Raw genomic sequence first — 18,940 nt, 5'->3', positions numbered from 1 at the left:
GTGCCTCCCATTCGAATGTTCAAGTACTTACTTCTAATTCTCAAGGAATACATGCCTGAGTATCATGTTTAAGTTCTGATGTATGTTTTTCATAAGTTCGTTTGATATCAGTGCCCTTCCTCATCGCCAGTTTTCTCTCTATACCTATGGGAGTGTGGGATCCTGCCGTTTACTGTTGTATACCCTTCAAAGTGATGGTAATGACTGCCTCCTACCAAAGGAATTGCGGGCCCTGTTGTACCTCTAATTAGGTGAACATGCTGATCATTAAATGAGGTTTCTACATTATAATTATGAACATGCGGGACTCCACTAGGAGCTGGATTACGGAAAGAAACCGTTCGTCATCAACATTGAGCAAGTAACGAAACTGAATAATACCTTTCGAACTGCATTATGGTCGGGAGAATATTTTCAAGTTACAGTTATGAGCATTCCGGTTGGAGATGACATTGGTTTAGAAGTACACCCTCATACAGACCAATTTATCCGAATTGAAGAGGACCAGGGTCTCGTTCAAATGGGTGACTCGAAAAATAAGCTGGATTTTGAGACAATGGTCTACGATAACTATGCCATATTGATCCCTGCAGGCAAATGGCATAACTTAACGAACACTGGAAATATACCGTTAAAAGTTTATGTTATTTACGCGCCACCAGAGCATCCGACCGGAACCATACATGTTACAAAGGCGGAGGCAATGGTATCACATTGATAGACGACGCTTTAAATTTAGTATTTATAACTTCAGTTTCATTCAGCAGACAATTATCGAATAGAACAACTGATTTGAAGAAACATAATGTCAAACATGTACGCAATGCGCCAACATTAGTCCCCTCCTTAGTTAAATGAGCCTTTCACCGGATAAAGTTGAGTGAAAGGCTTCTTTCTCGTGTTCATATCCTTTTGCTATCTTCATAACTTCTTCATAAGCTGCAAATTTGTTCTTCATAACTCTCTTATATAGTGTAACTATAAGGAGGAGATACAAATGAAGAAACTTTGGATTGGATTATCAGCATTGGTACTTGTTATGGGGATTGGAACCGCTGGCGCTTACGCTGCAACAGCAAACAATGATACTAACGGCAGCAGTTTTTTCGAAAAAATGCTACCCTTTTCCAAACAAATGCACCCAAACCTGTCAGAGGACCAAATCAAGCAAATGCATGACAATTGCAGCACTTCAAACGGTACGGGAAGTTCAGGAATGATGCAGAATTCTCAATATAGCAGGGGTATGATGAACTTCTAATCCGATCATGATAAGATAAGACCTCATAGAAATGAGGTCTGTCTCATTTTAACAACAAAGCAGGTGATGAAGTTCGTGAAAATTTTAGTGGTGGATGATGAAGAAAATATCCTGCAGGTCATTAAGGCTTATTTGGAAAAGAATAATTATATTGTGTACAAAGCCGATACAGGAAGAGGCGCGATTCATCTTTTTGAAAACTTACAGCCCGATCTGATCGTGCTGGATTTGATGCTTCCGGATATGACCGGAGAGGAAGTATGCAGAATGGTACGTAAATCATCGAACGTTCCGATACTCATGCTGACTGCAAAGAGCAGTGAGGACGATATGGTGAATGGGCTCATGATTGGAGCCGATGATTATATTACCAAACCATTCAGCCCAAGAGAGCTGCTCGCCCGGGTGATTAGTCTTTTAAGAAGAACCAATCAGCGGGAACAAGGGAATATGTCACTGCTGTCATATGCGCAAGGCTGTTTAACAATGGATTTGGAACGTTATGAGGTGAGAATTCACGAGGAGCCCGTATCCCTTACCCATATGGAGTTTAAGCTGCTGGAAATTTTAGCGAAGCATCCGAAGAGAGTGTTCTCACGCCTTGAACTGGTTAACCTTACCCAGGGTGATACCTTTGAAGGATTCGAGCGAACCATCGATGTTCATATCAAGAATATTAGACAAAAAATTGGCGATGACCCTAAACACCCTGTTTTTATCGGTACAGTATTTGGAGTGGGATATAAATTCTTGGTGAGTCCGGATGAGAAATAGAGGCGGATTGAGCAGAAAGCTTCTTATATCCCATGCCGGTGTGGCTCTTGCTGCGCTTCTGTCTATTGTCCTGCTTGTCAACATAGTAATGAATGTTTCGTTCAACCAATATCAGAAAAACCAGGAGCGGGCGGAAATACAAACGTTACTGGAAGTTCTAAAAGAAGCTTATAATGAGTCAACCAGCCAATGGAATACAAATGTATGGATGATGATTTCGCACCAGGCGATGGTTAGTGAATATATCGTTCGTGTATATGACAAAGACCACCAATTGATTTGGGACACTAGCCAAATGGGGATGCAAAGAGAAGTGAATTCCCAGCCTAAGCAAGACACCATTACAAAAGCAATCGTAAAAGACAATCAGCAGGTCGGGACATTGGAATTTCAACCAGTGAACGAAACATCGCAAAGCCAAAATCAGCAGTTTCTGCGAATGTTTAATACATTGTTATGGGCCGCAATGATTCTCGTTATTGCCGGGACGTATCTGTTTAGCCGCTATATGGCCAAAAGCATTAGCAAGCCTCTTTTAGAGATTAAAGATATCGCTTCGCGAATGAGAGAGGGAGATCTCACTTCCCGGGTTGAAGTTATAAATCAAAATACAGAGATTGATGACGTGGGGCGTGCGCTCAATCATTTGGCTGAAGGGTTGGAAAAGCAAGATCAGTTAAGGAAATCACTGACTGCTGATGTGGCGCATGAGCTGCGAACGCCCTTAACTACTATACAAAGCCATTTGGAAGCTTTTCAGGATGGCATATGGGAACCGACGCCGAATAAGCTTCAAGTGTGTCATGATCAAGTCCTGCGACTGGTTCGACTCATCAGTGATTTGGAAAATCTGGCTGCAGTAGAGAATCCAATGGTTCAGCTGAAGACGGAGATCGTATCTCTTAACGATATTGTTGAGATGTCGTTAAATACAGTATCCAGCCAGTTTAGGCATAAAGGACTTACAGCTGACCTGATAAGTACAAATGACGTTTGGATCACAGGGGACCGTTCGCGGCTCGTTCAGGTATTCGTAAATCTGATAAGCAATGCATTCAAATATACGAGTTCTGGAAGTATTCATATTGAAGTGTTAAAAGAGAAAGCAGAGGGCGTAGTCATCGTATCCGATACCGGAATGGGAATACCTGAAGGTGAACTTTCCTATATCTTTGAACGTTTCTACCGCGGGGAGAAATCAAGGAATCGAAAGACTGGCGGAGCCGGAATAGGACTAGCGGTTGTTAAAGCCATAGTGGATGCTCATGCCGGATCTATTCATGTTGAAAGTGAGAATAAAAAGGGAACTACTGTTTGTGTTCGTCTTCCATTAATTCGATGAAAGGATGAGAGGAAATGATGATGGGTTATGGCTCTGGGTTCGGAACATTTGGATTAGTCATCAATTTTTTACTGATCGTAGGTGTAATCTATTTGGTGATAAAATGGGTTGGGGGCAATGGGAATTCACGATTTATTGACAATACTCCAGAGAGAATCTTGGATGAACGCTTTGCAAGAGGTGAAATCACGGAGGAAGATTATTACCGGATGAAGAGCATTTTGCGGGATTGATAACATTAATGGAGATATGGCAAAAGAACAAGGAGCCCACCTCATTTGATTTATCTCCCTCCTGGTTTGTTTATAATTCTAAAAAGATCATCTTTTGGGGAAACGAGAAATATTTGCTCAGAAAGAAACTTATCCATCAAGCAATTCTAAACCGGATGTCTTTAAATGTTCACTTGATCAGCGGTGAAACGTATTGTGGTGTATGTAAGGAGCATGAATTATAACCACACATAACTCATCTACAATAAAAACATCAACATAAGCAACATACAGAGGAGGTATACAGATGGAGTGGTCTTTATTACTGTTGTTGATTTGTTCGCTAATGATGATGTTTGGGATGAAAATGTTGCATGGTCAAGGATCTTTTTCAAACGGAACAAAATCAGAGTGGAGTCTTGAGAAAGAATACAATGAGCTAAGAGTGCAGAATGAACAATTGAAAAAAATCCGCCATTTGTCTAAATAAATCATATTCTTAGAAATAAATAAACGACATGAGAAGATAATACTGAGGAGGAATTTAAGATGGATTGGTCAATACTGCTGTTGTTAATTTGTTCGTTAATGATGATATTTATGATGTTTGGGATGCGGAGGACGCATGGTCAAGTTGGAGGCTCTAATCAGTCACAATCAGATTGGAGTCTTCATCAAGACTATAATGAGATAAAAGTGCAAAACGAACAATTGAAAAAAGAAATCGGAAAGTTATCCATTAACTAAGTGTACTATCCTAGTGTCTAAATTATATCTTCAATACAAAGGCATAAAAATGTACAGGAACTAGAATGTATGGTAGGTGAGAATAGTGTTTAAACATCGAGTGTTAATTGTAGATAATACAGGGCTACGAGAAATTCGATCCGCTTTTACTTATTGGGTCAATAATAGAAGCAACTACGGGTCAGGAAGCGCTGGCGATGATAAAAAATCATCCCTTTGATATTATCCTATTGGATGCCAGAATACCGGATATGGATGGATGCCAAGTATGCCAAATACTTAGAGAAACAGACACTATACCGATTCTTATGCTCTCATCGTGTACAGAACTCAAGAATAAAGTTCGTTGTTTTCGGATCGGTGCGGATGATTTCTTAACCAAATCTTTTGATTTGGAAGAATTGTTAGCCCGAATGAATGCTTTATTACGCCGGGTAGCGATGACACAAACTTCCTTTTCAATGGCAAATACGTTGAATTTCTCGAGGATAAAGCTACACTTTAATCTTAGAGAGATTCAAATAGATGAGACTGTTGTATCACTAACTGAAAAGGAGATGGAGTTACTCGCTACCCTTGCTAAGAACAGTCAATTCGTATCTACCAGAGATGAACTGATAGATAGTATATTCGGATACGATGGGGGGACACGTGTTATAGATTCTCATATTAAAAATATATGTAAGAAACTGAAAAGTGCGGGTTTAGAATATAACCCTATACAAACAATAAGAGGAGTTGGATACAAGTTCTTAGTTTTCACTGAGAACGAGTAGTGAAAAAATCACATTAAGCCGGGCTGAATAATGAGTTATCTTAATTAAAAAGGTCTAAGAAAAGAGGGGCATGCTTCGGCAGCTCCTCTTTTTGCTATATCAATTGGAAATGTTAGTAACTCAACTTGAGTAAAAATACATAAAACAGGGCATCCCTAATGAAAAATGAAATGAAGTAGGTGAGAGCATATTGGTATAAAAAAATAGTTATTACGATTGCCCTCTTTATTATGGTATTTCATCCGTCTGATACAGTTCACGGACAATAGAGGTACCGGCGAAAGTCGCTTTTATTCGGAACGGCAACGTAGGGTGTATGTAAATGGTACGGAGAGCCAGGTATCTAGTTCGGGGAAGGCTTTGAGCCTAGATTGGTCCGCTGATGGAGTGTTACTTTCCTATGTTGAAGAAGATGGAGAAAATCCGCCTCAGCAGAGCGTTAAGATCTATGATGTTAGCACCAAAAAAACAATAAAAATCTATAAAGGGTATTTGTCGAGGTGGACTCCCCACGGTAGTATTCTTGCCTATAAATACAGTACTGTGCTCAATGTTTCAGACTTGAAGAAGTTTAATAACGCTGCAATTGGAGTAGATGAATATGTCTGGATTCCTGACGGCAGCGGATTTATTCTATCAAAAAATGGCGACCTCACACCGGAAGGTTGAATGGGAGCGACGCTTTATAAGAAGATACTGCCGAAGAATTGGGCGGGGGCGAGCTCTTTGGAGAACGTCGAAAAATTTTATAGGCTATCGAATGAGATATCAAATAACGGTTCAAAAATCATTGCGGTCAATCCCAGTGATTTTTCTTTCTCGCGGAGCGGCAGCTGGCTTTCATTTGTTGTATCACCAACAGCATCCTGGTCTATGGACAGCAATATGGTTTGCGCGATCTCATCCGATGGTCGTCATTTTGAAGTATTGGATGAAATCATTTTAGAAGTCGGACGTCCGAAATGGGCACCTTCGAAAGACAGCTTAGCGTATATTGCAGGTGGGGGAAGACTTGTGTTTGGGTTTAAGGAGAAAGATTTAATGACGAAGGAATTCCCTACATTTACAACTTATACACCGGAGAATTACGCCGACTTGGATTTTGCTTGGAAGGACGACGATACGATTTACGTCTCTCGGGTTAAAGAAGCGGAATGGTCAAATGATTTTTCTAAACTCCCTTTGCCAGCTTTATATATTGTGGATACCGTATCAGGCGAACAAACCACCAAGGTTACAATTCCACCAGAAGGATATGGCGATTACGGTCCCGACTACATTCATTCCGTCGATAAATTGATTTGGATACGAAAATACCATTATACAGACACGAATATCTGGATTTCCAATCCTGGCGGAAGTGACGCATACCTATGGCTGAAAAGTGCCGCCTCGCCGGTAATTTATCATCGTCGAAAGGATTCCTAACAGTAATTTCATTCAACTAACGGAAAGATTAGATGAATAAACTAGCGGCAGTTTAAGAGTTTTTCTCGTGCTGTTTTTTTACTGGTGTCCATCTAATTTCAGGAAGAGTTTCCGCTTGTGTACCTAGTGGTTCTTCCGGATTCGGACCGGGTCTCTGGCCGCCGGACGTCCAACTGTATGCCAAAAACAGTTCATGCTCAGGCTACTTTTATTTTCTCTTAATAGTGTCGGTCGCATTACGGATACCTTCCTCTAGGTTATCAGTCTATAACTTATTTATCAAAGGCTGACGATTTCTTAGCTCCAAAACCTTGTAGAATCAACGATTCCAGTCTAAACTATATTTTCTTCATATATCTGAGTGGAAAATAGGGTTAGTGATGAGAGATAAGATGACAGAACAAAATGAATTTTTATTTGCTGTAGGCAAATTTTGTCAGTAAGTTGAGCGACGAAATGTACTAGAAATAAGTCCATAAAAATCACATTCTTTCAACATTGAGTCCACACATAATCCTTCTACAATGGAAATGATAAAAGAGAGCTTTTTATAAAGGAAGTAAACCAATGGTTTTATTTTGGTTACCGTTATTGATTCTCTAAATTTGTTGATATGAGTTAGTTCTTACAATTTTATTCGTTGCTTTCTTTTCATTCCGAACATCATAACTACCATTGAGTATGATGACTAATCATCGAGTATTAATTATTCATAGTGACCGAAATATCAGAAATTTGCTTCGGATTTTTTTATTGGAAAAAGGATTTTCGATAAAGGTAGCAGCAACGTGTAGTTATGCGTTAACTATGGTGAAAAAGCATTCTTTTAATATCATCCTATTGGATGACTTATTGCCGGATATAGAAGAATCCCATGTTCTCGAAATCGTTAAAGATACTAAATGGATACCACTCCTTGAGCTTTCTGCGGGCAAAGCAACATTGGATAAAGTGGGTTGTTTTGGGGTGGACAGTTACTTGGTCAATCCTTTTCATTTACAGGAAAGTTAAGCCGAATGAATTCTTTATTGAGCAGATCAACCCTAATACAAGCTTCACAAGTTCCTCTAACAGAATTACATGTTATGGATTCGTCGGATATGAAAATACGATTAGATGATAACGAGCTTTATATGCAGGGAACATCCATTCCTTTAACTAAAAAAGAGACTGTATTACTTGTTACACTTGCAAAGAGTAAACAACGTGTATTTACCCGTAAAGAATTGGTAGAGGAAATGTTTGGAATTGATTATAGGGGAGGATACCGAATTGTTTATACCCATATAAAAAACATACGAAAAAAACTTAACAGTGCAGGTTTGGAATATAGTCCTTAACAAACCATACGGGGAGTGGGATATAAGTTCCTTGTTTCTAGAGAGGACGAATAATGAACTCATGGGTCTAAAGGATTTGTAATGTTCTTTATAACTGTTTGATAATCCATTCTTTCTAAAGCTTTCAGGGAAGAAATATTAAAAGGCGGGTTGATATGAAATTATCGCGAAAGCTAATGCTCTTTATTTCCACCGTTACTTTGCTACTGACGATTTCACAAGGTACATACGCTATTCTTGGAATGGAATCTCAAATAGAACATATTGCTTCGCAAAAAATGATATCCAACAGTTCAATGGCGATGGCATTGATTAATGAGAAATTCCCAGGTGAATGGATATTAAAAGAAGGAAAGTTGTATTAAGGGGACCTTATCATTGATGGTAGCGATGTAGTGACGGATTCCATAGGGAGCTTAACAGGAGACGAAATTATTATATTCAAAGGAAATAAGAGTGTAGCTATATCAGGCGAGATGGAACAGGGTGAAGCAATGCTACCTGAAATCCAACTGCTATGAACGAATTTGTCAATTCCCCTGTATTCCCCTTTTAACCAAGGTGTTTTCAATCCTTTGGGCATAGAGACAAAACCTGATGCCATCTATATGAGCCGCAAGACAATGACGAACATCCGCCAGAATCTGTTCTGGGCTCTTGGTTACAATACACTGGGGATTCCTATTGCTGCTATCGGTCTCTTGGCTCCTTGGGTCGCAGGAGCAGCTATGGCACTAAGTTCTGTATCCGTAGTTCTAAATGCCCTTCGCTTACAACGAGTAAAACTATAATGATTTAGCGATACAGAAATCCTTTACAAAAACAAAAGTTTGTGACACCTACATTCGATGTTTTCTATAAAAAAAGACTTCGAAGTATATCTTCGAAGTCTTTTTGCAATCTTTCTTTATTACTGATTCATACCAGCCATTCCGCTTACAATCTCAGGATTAACCATCCCAAAGATCATGGCGATGTGTGCAACAACGAGAAACCCGCTGACGAGAATAAAGTGAAGCTTGAGCTTTCCTTCTTCCGAACGTTTACGGCCGATAAGCCCAAGCTCCAAAAGAGCCAGAGGCAGCAGGAAGAATACGCCACTGAGGTAAAATCCAACCGCGACTACGTCTACCCAGGAATGCCACTCTCCATTTACGGTCAGAGGGACAAAAGCTGTCGGGAAGAGATACAAGAAAACTCCTGTAAAGTAGAGACCGGCCAAAATACTGCAGATTCGGTTAAACGCCTTTAATCCACCCTGGACGTTTTTGTTGAAAAGGATAAAGAACTCGGTTACTGTAATAGTCTCAGCAAAAATGACGGGGATTGCCATAAAGATGATCAGATTCCACGGCTGGCTGTCCATAAGAAGGGACATGTAATGAGTCATGTTCATTGATTAATTCCCTCCATTTATATAATTACTGCAAGAGTTATCATATGTGGAAAGTTTGTAGAAGAGATTGGAGAAGGAGTATCAATAGATGGAAAATAGAGTTGAAGATATAGAGTATAGAATTCGTTTAGAAGATAGGTATACTACGTGGATTGAAAGTGAAGGGGAAGTATGGAATACCTAGGAGTGGATTCAGAATTACTCATGCGGTGGCTGATGGTATGGGGAGCCTGGGCAGTCCTCATAAGTTTATTGATAAATGTGGTCATAAGTGTTGTAGGAATCATTCCATCAGTGGCACTAACGACTGTGAATATGTTAGTCTTTGGTGTGGTTCCCGGGTTTCTTCTCTCTTGGATCGGAGAAGTTTTAGGGGCAGCCGTCTCTTATCTTCTTTATCGCAAAGGTACCTTAACTTATAAGGAGAAATATCGTCCGAATAAAACCATCAAATGGCAGTCCCAGATTCAATCATTAAGTCCGAAGCGTCAGTTTTTTAGCATAATAATTGTCCGATCAGCGCCGTTAATTCCTTCATCATTAGTCACTCTAATCTGCGTTATTTCCAAAGTAGGCTTTTCAAGTTTTATAGTTGCTTCTGCGATAGGTAAAATACCATCGTTGCTACTTGAGACACTCATTGGCTATGGATATGTTAATCTAATGGACACTAAATTCAAGTTAATGATTACAATTTTGTTTCTTTTATTGAGCACCATTATTTTTTATCTTGATAGAAAGAAAAAGGGATAATGCATGGACAATAGAAAAATAGTTACTTATATAAATAGGGTTTTTGCGTAATTAAAGCTCGAAAATCTGCATTATACACTAAAAAAGTGTAGAAACTATGTAGTTTAAAAATAAAAGTATAAAATTTGTGAAAGCATTGACAGGCGATTTCTTGATATATTAAAGTGTAATTAGTTACAAAATATTAACCAACTGCCGAATTTCGTATTGAAAACGGGGGAACCATTCCGGGTGAATTATTCTTGTGAGCAAGAGAATATAGGGAACCTTTAACCGAACCCTCAGCTAACTCCGTAGGCATTGAAGGGAGAACAAGGTTCTGAAGAAAGTCATTTTATCTTTACTAGGAGCTGCAGTTATTTTCACAACAGCTGTACCAAGTACTTTTGCAAGTGAGGTAAAACTGGAGAGTGAAGTGAATCAGGTACTCGGGACACCTTATTTATGGGGTGGAACCACTAAGGCAGGATTCGATTGTTCCGGATTCATCCTGTATGTACTAAAAAAGTTTAATGTGGATGATCTTCCACGCACTTCCCAGTCACAAGCTAAAGTAGGGACACCCGTTGCAAAAGAGAACTTACGATCAGGAGATTTGGTGTTTTTTAATACCTTTGGTAATGGTATCTCCCATGCCGGAATTTACTTAGGCGACGATCAATTCGCCCACTCCTCAAGCAGCAAGGGAGTAAGCATAAGCAAGTTGTCCGAAAGATACTACAAAGATCGTTATGTTACGGCTCGGCGTGTAGTAGATAAAGAGAGTTATCTTAGTATGGTTAATTAAGTAATAGGTGAGGGGGTATCCAGCAGCCATATATGGCTGCAGGATACCCCTAGTTTTTTAGAAGATCCCAGAACGGTCTGTTTTCTCATTTCCCTAATCCCACAGATTCCTCCTCAACATACAAAGGAGTCCCCTATATATCATGGGGACTCCTTTGTATGTTGGTCACTAATATCTTTTCAAATGGATATAATCATATGTTTGCTCTAGGGTATGTATGTGATGTTCTTATAACCTAATATCAATAGTTTGCCCACGATATTCGTCCAGTATATTTGCCTTTGGGTTTTGAATGGGTTCTTTAGCATGCTCGTGATTGGTGATTTTTTTGTCTCCTGTTCCCGTATGCATTCCATCCATTCCACAGTTCTTTGGCATATTAGCTGAACCTGATAATCCACTTAACCCATTCATATAATATTCCTCCTAGTAGTATAATTCAACTCTTTAATACCCTCTCATGGTAACACTTAAATGTACATTTTATATGTGGTAGGTGAGTAGAAGCCCAATTTCTTTTGGTTGGACAACTTGGAAGAAGTCTACACTCTCACTCGGATTCGTTAATTATTTTTAAAAAGAACATCATATCTTCATACTTTCTCCAAAATGTATTGCTATACTGTGAGGAGATTAAGAATGAAGGTATTGAAAAAAGGTGTATTAACAGCTACATTATCTGTAGCTTTTTTAACATTAACAATCACCAGTCCAGCTGCTTTAACGCCAGCGACACAAGCGGCACAAGCGGTAAAAGTAACTTCAATTGCAGTCAAAGGCCCTTCTAATCCTTTAAGGCCATCTGAAACCTTTCAGCTGAAGCCCACCGCGGTGACCTCACCCAAAGGCGGGAAAATAAAGATAACCTATTCTTCAAGTAATTCTAAAGTAGCAACGGTAAATGCAAGTGGATTAGTGACAGCGGTTGCTTCAGGAAAGGCTACCATTAATGTAAATTCAGGCGGCAAAAAAACATCTGTAGTAATAAATGTGGTAACTTCTGATCACAAACACTGATGCTTAACAAGAGAATTATGAGCATGATGCCAGTAAAATTATAAACTGAATCCCAGCAGTTCCTGATCCCTGGAAATAGATTGGCCAGAGCAAAAGATGTAATATTAAACGGCACTAAATGTAAAAAGGAAGGTAGTAAATTTCATGAATAAAAAAGTATTTATGTCCACGGCTATAGCGATAACTTTGATTGGTGTAGCTTTGGGCACCTATACAATCGCTGACAGGGGAAAAACTGAGCCGATTGGTGAAAAGCTAGCCCAAACAAACGATATTAAAAAATTGGTGAATGACTACAGCATGGGTAATGCCAAAGCCAAATCGGCTTCGATTACATCAAATCAGCTGACAGTGACAACGGATAATGATCAAAAATTGACCTACGGCCTGCCGAGGGATGAGTTTTTCGTTTCAATTGCGCCTTACGTTAGCCAAACACATCCCTGTGCCATACATAACCTGGCTGGGTGTCAGGGAGAAATGGCGAATACATCATTTAATGTCACCGTAACCGACCACAATAACAAAGTGGTAATAAAGGATGTTATTAAATCCCATGACAATGGTTTTATTGATCTCTGGCTACCGCGAGACCAAACGTTTCACGTAACGATTGATTACGATGATAAGAACAGCACCTCTTCCTTCACAACATCGGAAGGGGACAATACTTGTATCACTACGATGCAGTTATCGTAAAATCTACAAGTGGATAGGACTCCGGAACTCTAAAAATAGGGCGCTCCAGTAGCCACTTGGCTTGGGAGCACCCCTTTGGACTTTTGGGAACCGATAATATTTTTTCTTTCGCACCGTCTGCAACACTATCTGATTATATTGGAGATCACCAGACGCTGATCAATTTCCTGAATTAATTAAAAAAATCAATTCTTACATAAGCGTGAATAAAAAGGACAATCCTGATTAAGGGGGGATGCTTAGGAGGTGCAGTTTTCATGTCCCCTTACACAATTCTTTTAAAAGATTTTTTCGTAACTTATCAATAGAAGGGGTAGCCACATTACTCTTTTTGATTAGCATATCAAATTCTTCCTGAAGGCAGATCATCTCGGGTTTTGCTGCGGCTGTATGCTTTGCCATGGCTGTTTCAGCAAACTTTGTGCCCATGATAATTTTAAAAATTGGGGCAATCATAAAAACGGGAAGTTTTAAATAGTGAAGTTTTGAAGGTGTGATTTTAATGCCTAATTTAGTCAACACAGCAAAGCCTTCTTTTATCCCCAGAACCATTAATTTAATATCTGCATATGATTTTGCCAAAGCAAAATTATTACTATTATATTTATAAAGAGCGTTACCGATACTTGTAACCATTGCCACATGCGTTTTCTGCCACATATCCATGTTACTAGTTACAACTGATGAAATACCGGCATTGTTAAAAATATCTACTATTTTTTGTAGCCTTTCGGTTTTTTGGCGACTGTATTCTGAAAATGTAGTGGTCTGAAAAGCCCGCATGAATCCCTTGCCGATAAAGTAATGTACCCGGCCGTCTACACGTTCTCCTCCTGCGGACGGAAATCCTAGCATCAGGCGGTCACTACCCACTGCATGAACCCATTCGTCATAACCAGATGCTGTATTGACTACAAAGACAATATTTTTTGATTTATTTTGAGAAAGTATCGGCAATACACTGACTATCTGTGTTTTTTGCATTACTACGATTATGTAATCGAAAATATTGTCTGGCAACAGATGTTCAATCAAATTTACCTTTGCAATTTCTTCTCGGTTGTTGCCTGAATTCACGAGAATCATCCCGTTTTTTTTCAGGTCAACAAGTCTTGTCCTCCTTGCAAGGACAGTGATATCATATCCTGACAACGCAAGTCTCCCAGCGAAAATACTCCCGATTGTGCCTGCACCATAAATAAGAATTTTCAAGTGATCTCTCCTCTAAAAGTAATTAGTAATACCAAAGAAATAATATCAGCATATAGGACTCGCTGGTAAAGTATCACTGATCGAATTGGCCAATGTGCTTAACCTGGATAAAAGTACAATGAGCAGGACTGTAAATAATCTTGTAACCGATGATTGGGTTGAACGGATTACGGACCCAGAAAATCGACGTTATGTCCAACTAAGGCTAACAAAAAAAGGGTGGATACTCCATGAGAATATAAATTCCGTACTTCATTCGTATTTCGGGAGTGTAATGAATGATATTCCGGAGAACAAACGAACACAGGTTGTAGAGAGTCTGGAACTATTAATTAATGCGATAAATAAGAATAACTGCTGTTAGCCATTCGATGGGAACTTATATTTATTATTGGAGGTTCACCTACAATCTGCATAAAAAGTTGATCTATTTCATTGTTAAAGATCAACTTTTTATTGCACTGTGATAAAGTGAGAAGAGACACATTGTAGGGAGATTAATGACATTAATGTGGGCACTTTAATGTCATTTTTGTCGGATGACAAGAGTATGTTCCGCATAGAACCCGCATAAATTGCGGTTTATTTTTTTTTACGGTACTGATTGCCGAAATAGGCCAAGAATGTGTTCCGTTAGCCGATATAATTATGTTAGAGGACAGGACATGTAATCTAAGAACCGTATGTGCTTATCAACTTTAACTTAAGTTTTATTATAATCCATTCATCTGAGAAGCGAAGCTCTTTTCCTTAAATAATTGGTGTATCATCGGCTAAAAAAGCCAAACCTTCTATCCAAAAGCCGCCACAATTTAAGGTTTGCCAACCTGCTTGTTCGGATCGGTACAATAACACATGCATATAGACGTATAAACGCCTCTACCCTGCCGACATGCCAGTTCTGATCCACTTCTGAGGTTTATAGTTATTGCGTGTTAGCGATATGCATCCTACAATGAGGATCCTGAATTCTTAAGGACAGAGATAAGAATGGATCTCAGTTAGCGGTGGATTCAATTTATGGACAATGCCATTCCAGAGGCTCAGAAAAGTTTAGAAAACCGACCTTTTCCGGCGTTCTTGAATGTCAATTGGTGCCCACTCAAGATTTGTTTTATTGCATAGTTTATTGTATCCTTGGTCTTTTACCCTGAGGAACAGCTAAATCACAAGTTCGGATGACGAGTTTGGATACTTCAGAGTAACCCAAGCGATATATAGGCCAATTACAGCAGCCATTAGCAGGAGTATCGCAGAAATTAAGGCTAGCTTATCTAACTCTCTGGGGGAGACTGGAGGTTTGGAATTCCTTTTTTTATTTTGCATCGCACACTCCTCCTTTAAAAGAAAGTAACTCATACTGTATGTTATGAAAAAGGGGATATTCTGTTCGAAAATTAGGTTGAACACCAAGTTAATCCTTGAAGGAGAAATGATCTATGCGTAATTCTGTGGCTTCACCCCGTAAAAGGAGTCGGGAAATGTGCAAAAAAAAGGCGGAAACACTGGTGAAATCTATACAAATTAGTCCCCTTAATTTAACCAAAAAGGATTTTGCGGAATTGGATGCATTTCTCAGCCGTTTCTTCCTGCTAAACCCTAAAATGTTCACGGATTTATCTGAAGAAAACCTTAAGAAATTGCAGTTTCTTCTTGAAAGAATTAACTCGAGCATTCAGAAGCTTGATATTCAAAATACTCACATCTCCAGGTTCGTGTCCGACTGTCAGAGTCTATTAACCCAATATGCTAAAAAGTAAAAGCTGGGGGGATCTCGTTTGTATGAAAAAATCGATTAAATTTCCGAAAAGTGAAAAATTAACAATCGCACAAGTGATTTCGAACTATCCAAATGCACAGCCATTACCTTCCATCAAAGGAGGGACTGGAAAAATTGTTTATGAGCTGACGGAAGAACTGGTTAGACGAGGGCATAAGGTCTATTTATTTGCAGCTCTAGGGAGCAGGAGCAAGGCAAAGCTTATCCCCTATCCTAAGGGGCTCTGAGCGAGTTGACATTATCCATGACCATACTTTTCGTTCCGCTCTCGGCGTAACTAATCCTAAAATCCCAACGGTATGCACTGTGCATATCCCGGTCAAACGGCGGATTAAATACCCTGTATACGTAAGTAAACGTGCCCGCCATCTGATGGGGAACAACAAAGGCTTCTGCGTATATAATGGGATTAATACGCGTGAATATGAATTTAGCACAGAGAAACATTTATATCTGTTGTATATAGGTAGGATTATTCGGAATAAGGGTGTTTTGCAAGCTATACAAGTTGCCGAAAAGACTGGTAGCCGTTTTTGACCATATCTGCGATGACGAGTGCGTCTTTGCGGTCGCTTTTTGATGGGGTATTGTCGCGATTTTCTTTGTTCTTTTTAACGAGGTGTGGATTCACGAGAACAGCTTCAATTCCTTGGTCTGAGAGCCAGCGAGCCAGGCTCAGCCAGTAATGTCCGGTGGGTTCCATACCCACAATGATTTTGCTCAGCTTGTAAGACTTGAGCAGATCTTGAATCCAGCGTCGGAACAGGCGAAAGCCCTCGTCATGGCTGCCGAACTCAAGCGGCGATCCCAAAGCAATTCCCCGATAGCTCACTGCGCGAGCGACATGCGTCTGCTGGGCAATATCTACACCGACAACCAGATGCAAAGAGGAAATGTTTTCAATGAGTTGATTTTGCTTGTCCTGAGTTTTAAACTTCATAGTAGAGCGACCTCCTAAATGGTGAGATTAAAAGGGCTGTAGACCCGTATCCAACTCTCATGTTACAGAGGCGCTCTTTTTTGTTCAAACTCCAAATTATTCAGTTTACAGGAATTCTAACGGGAAACGATAGCTCAATAACGACACAAAGGCAGCCAGTCAATGGATCGGCTGCTCGACGAATGTCAGTACAGTTGGTATGCCGAAGACATTGCAATCCAGCTCTATTACTTGCTGTATGTATTCGGGGAAGATTCGAAGTCCGAACGGAAGGTGCAGTACGAACTTTTCATTAAACATTTCGAGCAAGGTTATACAGAGGATGGCCGTCATATGCCTGAAGGCTGGAAGGATCAGCTTGGGCTCTTCCTTAGACTACGCGAAATTATCGTTTTCGTCGGTATGCACCAAAGCTGGGATTTGAGTCAACCAGACGACTGGACACGCGATTTTTTGCGAGATAGTAGAATGCGAATTACAAAAGGAGTTTCGTTGATCGACGAATTTTGAACAACTAAAATGGAAGATATTATTCAACTCCCTCGAAATGATTTAATTATCTCACTCAGGCTCATGAATTCGCAGGATTTCTCCTTAATCAATGTGCGAAAGATGAAAGATTAGAAGAAGCAGGTGGCCGAGAAGACATAGAAGGGCATACGGAAACAGAGGTATTAATTTAATACCCATATCATTCCATATATGCACGTCTCCATTTCGCCTTAGTGATTCTCACTCCCATGTCTCAACGGGTCACAAGCCCTTTCATTCCTTCGTCACATCTAACTAAGGGGTGGAGGTCGGTCTTTCTAACGGAACGGGTCCGAGCCCTTTTGTTGAACGTCTCCCGATACTCCGTGCTATTTTATCCTGCGAATACATGAACCGGTGAGGATCAATTGGCTTTATGCTGCGTGTAGGAAAACTCTAGTCGAGTCATAAGTTTTGCCGCTTTTAGCAAGACAGACAAGCATACGTGCAACTTTCCCAATCAATTTCATAATCGATTTCATCTTCTTTACCTTCTTTTCCTTAACATTGTAGTGGTGCAAAGCCCGAACTTCCGAGTTGGTCATAACCATACACATTGTCATGAGATAGAGGAAATGACGTAGACGGGGGCGTCCGCGTTTGCTAAGCACCATTTTTCCTCGCCACTTCCCAGAACTTGCTTCAGCTAGGTTTAGACCGGCATGGCGTAGTAGAGCATTTCCGTGCGCATAACCACTTAGATCGCCAGCCTCGCCCAGAACGCCTGCTAAGCTGGTAGCATTCAGACCTGGTATTTCAAGCAGTTTTTGTGCATAAGGAATACGCTCGAGTATAATGTGGACTTCGTGCTCGATCTGTTCAAGTTGTCGCTGAGCTAAGTCATACTCTTCTAAGAGTTGCTTTAAATGAAGTTTGTAGGCTTGAAGTGCGTGCGTGGCACCCACACTGCATTTCGCAAGTGCAATAAGTTGCTCTGCTCGTTTGACGCCAGCATGACGTTTCACATATTTCTTCCAGCCAGTAAGAACTTGTTCAGTGGATAAAGGGCTGATTTCCTTCGGCAATGGGAAGAGCCTGAGTGTAGCGATGGCACTGGTGCAAGTAAGAATCTTAAATACCTGACGCAGTTCAGGAAAGACAATATCTACCCAGCGATGAATTTGGTTTACAGCACTGTTGAGACGTTTGGTCACCGTTTCTCGATTCGCCATAAGAATACGGAGTTCTTCGTAAGATTCTGCAAGAAATCGAACTGGAGAATAATATCCATTTTTAATCATATCTGCGATGACCAACGCGTCTTTATGATCGCTTTTAGATGGCGTATTGTCGCGGTTTTCTTTGTTCTTTTTAACAAGATGGGGATTAACAAGCACAGCTTCAATGCCTTGCGAAGACAGCCAGCGAGCCAAGCTTAACCAGTAATGACCTGTGGGCTCCATACCGACAATGACTTTATGAAGCTTGTTCGATTGTAATAAATCTTGGATCCAGCATTTGAGTAGATTGAAGCCTTCTAAATGGTTGCTGAATTTCAGGGATGTACCGAGTGCAATCCCTCGAAAGCTTACAGCTCTGGCAACATGGACTTCCTGAGCAATATCTACACCGACGACAAGGTGATGAACGGTAATGTTTTCAATAAGTTGATTTTGTTTTTCTTGTGTTTTAAACTTCATAGTAGAGCGACCTCCTGATGGGATTTTTGAGGCAATGACCTCGTGCGTAACCCCATCTTACTGAGGCGCTCTTTTTTATTCAAACTCCAAATTTTTCGTTTTACAGGAATTCTAACGGGAAACGTTAGCTCAATAAAAACAAGAAGACAGCAGATCTCAACGTGATCGGCTGCTTTTGTTAATCAAACGGGCAGGTTAGTTTAAAAGTTTCGCGAATACCCTACATATGAAATTATTCATAGAGTAAGATATTTTATCCTTCACGAATTTTATGCTGAGTGACGAGTGCCAAACCATGTGGACGC

The 18,940-nt window shown here is 40.1% G+C and carries 24 protein-coding genes, 5 pseudogenes and 1 riboswitch; of the genes and pseudogenes, 22 read left to right on the top strand and 7 right to left on the bottom strand.

Features of this window, described 5'->3' with window-relative positions:
* Nucleotides 1–107 precede the first annotated feature (107 nt).
* Nucleotides 108–323, bottom strand: a pseudogene (locus CA598_RS27690) (YmaF family protein); the annotation flags it as partial.
* On the opposite strand from CA598_RS27690, the pseudogene CA598_RS27685 reads away from it, so the two are divergent.
* The 14 genes and pseudogenes from CA598_RS27685 to CA598_RS27615 all read left to right on the top strand — a co-directional run.
* A pseudogene (locus CA598_RS27685) lies at nucleotides 323–718 on the top strand (cupin domain-containing protein); the annotation flags it as partial. The pseudogenes CA598_RS27690 and CA598_RS27685 overlap by 1 nt on opposite strands.
* 279 nt (nucleotides 719–997) lie before the next feature.
* Nucleotides 998–1,261, top strand: coding sequence for an FAD/FMN-containing dehydrogenase (locus CA598_RS27680; RefSeq protein WP_094874686.1), 264 nt, complete (start codon nucleotides 998–1,000; stop codon nucleotides 1,259–1,261).
* Nucleotides 1,262–1,327: 66 nt separating this feature from the next.
* Nucleotides 1,328–2,035 (top strand): response regulator transcription factor, encoded by a 708-nt coding sequence (locus CA598_RS27675; protein WP_094874685.1) that lies wholly within the window; start codon nucleotides 1,328–1,330, stop codon nucleotides 2,033–2,035.
* Nucleotides 2,025–3,377, top strand: coding sequence for a sensor histidine kinase (locus CA598_RS27670; protein WP_094874684.1), 1,353 nt, complete (start codon nucleotides 2,025–2,027; stop codon nucleotides 3,375–3,377). The genes CA598_RS27675 and CA598_RS27670 overlap by 11 nt, the downstream gene beginning before the upstream one ends.
* Nucleotides 3,378–3,391: 14 nt before the next feature.
* Entirely contained in the window at nucleotides 3,392–3,610 is a 219-nt protein-coding gene (locus CA598_RS27665; protein WP_094874683.1) for an SHOCT domain-containing protein, read from the top strand.
* A gap of 286 nt (nucleotides 3,611–3,896) precedes the next feature.
* Nucleotides 3,897–4,079, top strand: coding sequence for a DUF2933 domain-containing protein (locus CA598_RS27655; protein WP_094874681.1), 183 nt, complete (start codon nucleotides 3,897–3,899; stop codon nucleotides 4,077–4,079).
* A 59-nt stretch (nucleotides 4,080–4,138) separates the two neighbouring features.
* Nucleotides 4,139–4,336, top strand: a complete 198-nt coding sequence (locus tag CA598_RS27650) for a DUF2933 domain-containing protein (RefSeq protein WP_094874680.1) — start codon at nucleotides 4,139–4,141, stop codon at nucleotides 4,334–4,336.
* Between the two features lie 113 nt (nucleotides 4,337–4,449).
* Entirely contained in the window at nucleotides 4,450–5,112 is a 663-nt protein-coding gene (locus CA598_RS27645; RefSeq protein WP_306440431.1) for a response regulator transcription factor, read from the top strand.
* A gap of 360 nt (nucleotides 5,113–5,472) precedes the next feature.
* Nucleotides 5,473–5,781 carry a hypothetical protein gene (locus CA598_RS27640; protein WP_143812463.1) on the top strand — a complete coding sequence of 103 codons (309 nt, stop codon included), beginning with the start codon at nucleotides 5,473–5,475 and terminating at the stop codon, nucleotides 5,779–5,781.
* 57 nt (nucleotides 5,782–5,838) lie between these two features.
* The gene (locus CA598_RS27635; protein WP_143812229.1) at nucleotides 5,839–6,540 is read left to right on the top strand and encodes a hypothetical protein; all 702 of its coding nucleotides are present in this window, start codon (nucleotides 5,839–5,841) and stop codon (nucleotides 6,538–6,540) included.
* A gap of 681 nt (nucleotides 6,541–7,221) precedes the next feature.
* A complete protein-coding gene (locus tag CA598_RS27630) occupies nucleotides 7,222–7,551 on the top strand; it encodes a response regulator transcription factor (RefSeq protein ID WP_094874676.1) in 330 nt (109 codons plus the stop codon).
* Between the two features lie 5 nt (nucleotides 7,552–7,556).
* Nucleotides 7,557–7,880, top strand: a complete 324-nt coding sequence (locus CA598_RS27625; protein WP_094874675.1) for a winged helix-turn-helix domain-containing protein — start codon at nucleotides 7,557–7,559, stop codon at nucleotides 7,878–7,880.
* A gap of 155 nt (nucleotides 7,881–8,035) precedes the next feature.
* Complete coding sequence (locus tag CA598_RS27620; protein WP_094874674.1) at nucleotides 8,036–8,245, top strand: hypothetical protein; 210 nt, start codon at nucleotides 8,036–8,038, stop codon at nucleotides 8,243–8,245.
* 231 nt (nucleotides 8,246–8,476) lie between these two features.
* Nucleotides 8,477–8,671, top strand: a pseudogene (locus CA598_RS27615) (hypothetical protein); the annotation flags it as partial.
* A 119-nt stretch (nucleotides 8,672–8,790) separates the two neighbouring features.
* Here CA598_RS27615 and CA598_RS27610 read toward each other — a convergent pair.
* Nucleotides 8,791–9,276: a DUF6803 family protein gene (locus CA598_RS27610; RefSeq protein WP_094874673.1), complete on the bottom strand. Its 486-nt coding sequence runs from the start codon at nucleotides 9,274–9,276 to the stop codon at nucleotides 8,791–8,793.
* A gap of 171 nt (nucleotides 9,277–9,447) precedes the next feature.
* On the opposite strand from CA598_RS27610, the gene CA598_RS27605 reads away from it, so the two are divergent.
* Entirely contained in the window at nucleotides 9,448–10,029 is a 582-nt protein-coding gene (locus tag CA598_RS27605; RefSeq protein WP_094874672.1) for a TVP38/TMEM64 family protein, read from the top strand.
* Nucleotides 10,030–10,212: 183 nt separating this feature from the next.
* Nucleotides 10,213–10,344: riboswitch (cyclic di-AMP (ydaO/yuaA leader) on the top strand.
* A gap of 4 nt (nucleotides 10,345–10,348) precedes the next feature.
* A complete protein-coding gene (locus tag CA598_RS27600) occupies nucleotides 10,349–10,816 on the top strand; it encodes a C40 family peptidase (RefSeq protein ID WP_094874733.1) in 468 nt (155 codons plus the stop codon).
* Nucleotides 10,817–11,044: 228 nt separating this feature from the next.
* On the opposite strand, the gene CA598_RS27595 is transcribed toward CA598_RS27600, so the two are convergent.
* A complete protein-coding gene (locus tag CA598_RS27595) occupies nucleotides 11,045–11,230 on the bottom strand; it encodes a hypothetical protein (protein WP_094874732.1) in 186 nt (61 codons plus the stop codon).
* A 225-nt stretch (nucleotides 11,231–11,455) separates the two neighbouring features.
* Between CA598_RS27595 and CA598_RS27590 the strand changes: the two genes are divergently transcribed.
* Nucleotides 11,456–11,833, top strand: coding sequence for an Ig-like domain-containing protein (locus CA598_RS27590; RefSeq protein WP_094874731.1), 378 nt, complete (start codon nucleotides 11,456–11,458; stop codon nucleotides 11,831–11,833).
* Between the two features lie 144 nt (nucleotides 11,834–11,977).
* Nucleotides 11,978–12,532 (top strand): CueP family metal-binding protein, encoded by a 555-nt coding sequence (locus CA598_RS27585; RefSeq protein WP_094874730.1) that lies wholly within the window; start codon nucleotides 11,978–11,980, stop codon nucleotides 12,530–12,532.
* A gap of 255 nt (nucleotides 12,533–12,787) precedes the next feature.
* On the opposite strand, the gene CA598_RS27580 is transcribed toward CA598_RS27585, so the two are convergent.
* On the bottom strand, nucleotides 12,788–13,744 hold the full coding sequence (locus CA598_RS27580; RefSeq protein ID WP_094874729.1) for a ketopantoate reductase family protein: 957 nt from the start codon (nucleotides 13,742–13,744) through the stop codon (nucleotides 12,788–12,790).
* Nucleotides 13,745–13,796: 52 nt separating this feature from the next.
* Between CA598_RS27580 and CA598_RS27575 the strand changes: the two genes are divergently transcribed.
* A complete protein-coding gene (locus CA598_RS27575; protein WP_094874728.1) occupies nucleotides 13,797–14,108 on the top strand; it encodes a MarR family winged helix-turn-helix transcriptional regulator in 312 nt (103 codons plus the stop codon).
* Nucleotides 14,109–14,905: 797 nt separating this feature from the next.
* On the opposite strand, the gene CA598_RS32460 is transcribed toward CA598_RS27575, so the two are convergent.
* On the bottom strand, nucleotides 14,906–15,070 hold the full coding sequence (locus CA598_RS32460; protein ID WP_179281782.1) for a hypothetical protein: 165 nt from the start codon (nucleotides 15,068–15,070) through the stop codon (nucleotides 14,906–14,908).
* 155 nt (nucleotides 15,071–15,225) lie between these two features.
* Here CA598_RS32460 and CA598_RS27570 point away from each other — a divergent pair, with 155 nt between their 5' ends.
* A complete protein-coding gene (locus CA598_RS27570; RefSeq protein WP_143812462.1) occupies nucleotides 15,226–15,504 on the top strand; it encodes a hypothetical protein in 279 nt (92 codons plus the stop codon).
* 22 nt (nucleotides 15,505–15,526) lie between these two features.
* A pseudogene (locus tag CA598_RS33385) lies at nucleotides 15,527–16,055 on the top strand (glycosyltransferase family protein); the annotation flags it as partial.
* On the opposite strand, the pseudogene CA598_RS27560 reads toward CA598_RS33385, so the two are convergent.
* Nucleotides 16,042–16,464: pseudogene (locus CA598_RS27560) on the bottom strand (IS110 family transposase); the annotation flags it as partial. The pseudogenes CA598_RS33385 and CA598_RS27560 overlap by 14 nt on opposite strands.
* A gap of 162 nt (nucleotides 16,465–16,626) precedes the next feature.
* Between CA598_RS27560 and CA598_RS27555 the strand changes: the two are divergent.
* Nucleotides 16,627–16,974, top strand: a complete 348-nt coding sequence (locus tag CA598_RS27555; protein ID WP_094874726.1) for a hypothetical protein — start codon at nucleotides 16,627–16,629, stop codon at nucleotides 16,972–16,974.
* 395 nt (nucleotides 16,975–17,369) lie between these two features.
* On the opposite strand, the gene CA598_RS27550 is transcribed toward CA598_RS27555, so the two are convergent.
* Nucleotides 17,370–18,635, bottom strand: a complete 1,266-nt coding sequence (locus CA598_RS27550; protein ID WP_094874725.1) for an IS110 family RNA-guided transposase — start codon at nucleotides 18,633–18,635, stop codon at nucleotides 17,370–17,372.
* Nucleotides 18,636–18,940: the final 305 nt, after the last annotated feature.

The sequence above is a fragment of the Paenibacillus sp. VTT E-133291 genome, assembly GCF_002264395.1.
GTDB lineage: Bacteria > Bacillota > Bacilli > Paenibacillales > Paenibacillaceae > Paenibacillus_AQ > Paenibacillus_AQ nitricinens.
This window is presented reverse-complemented; position numbering and strand designations above follow the sequence as displayed.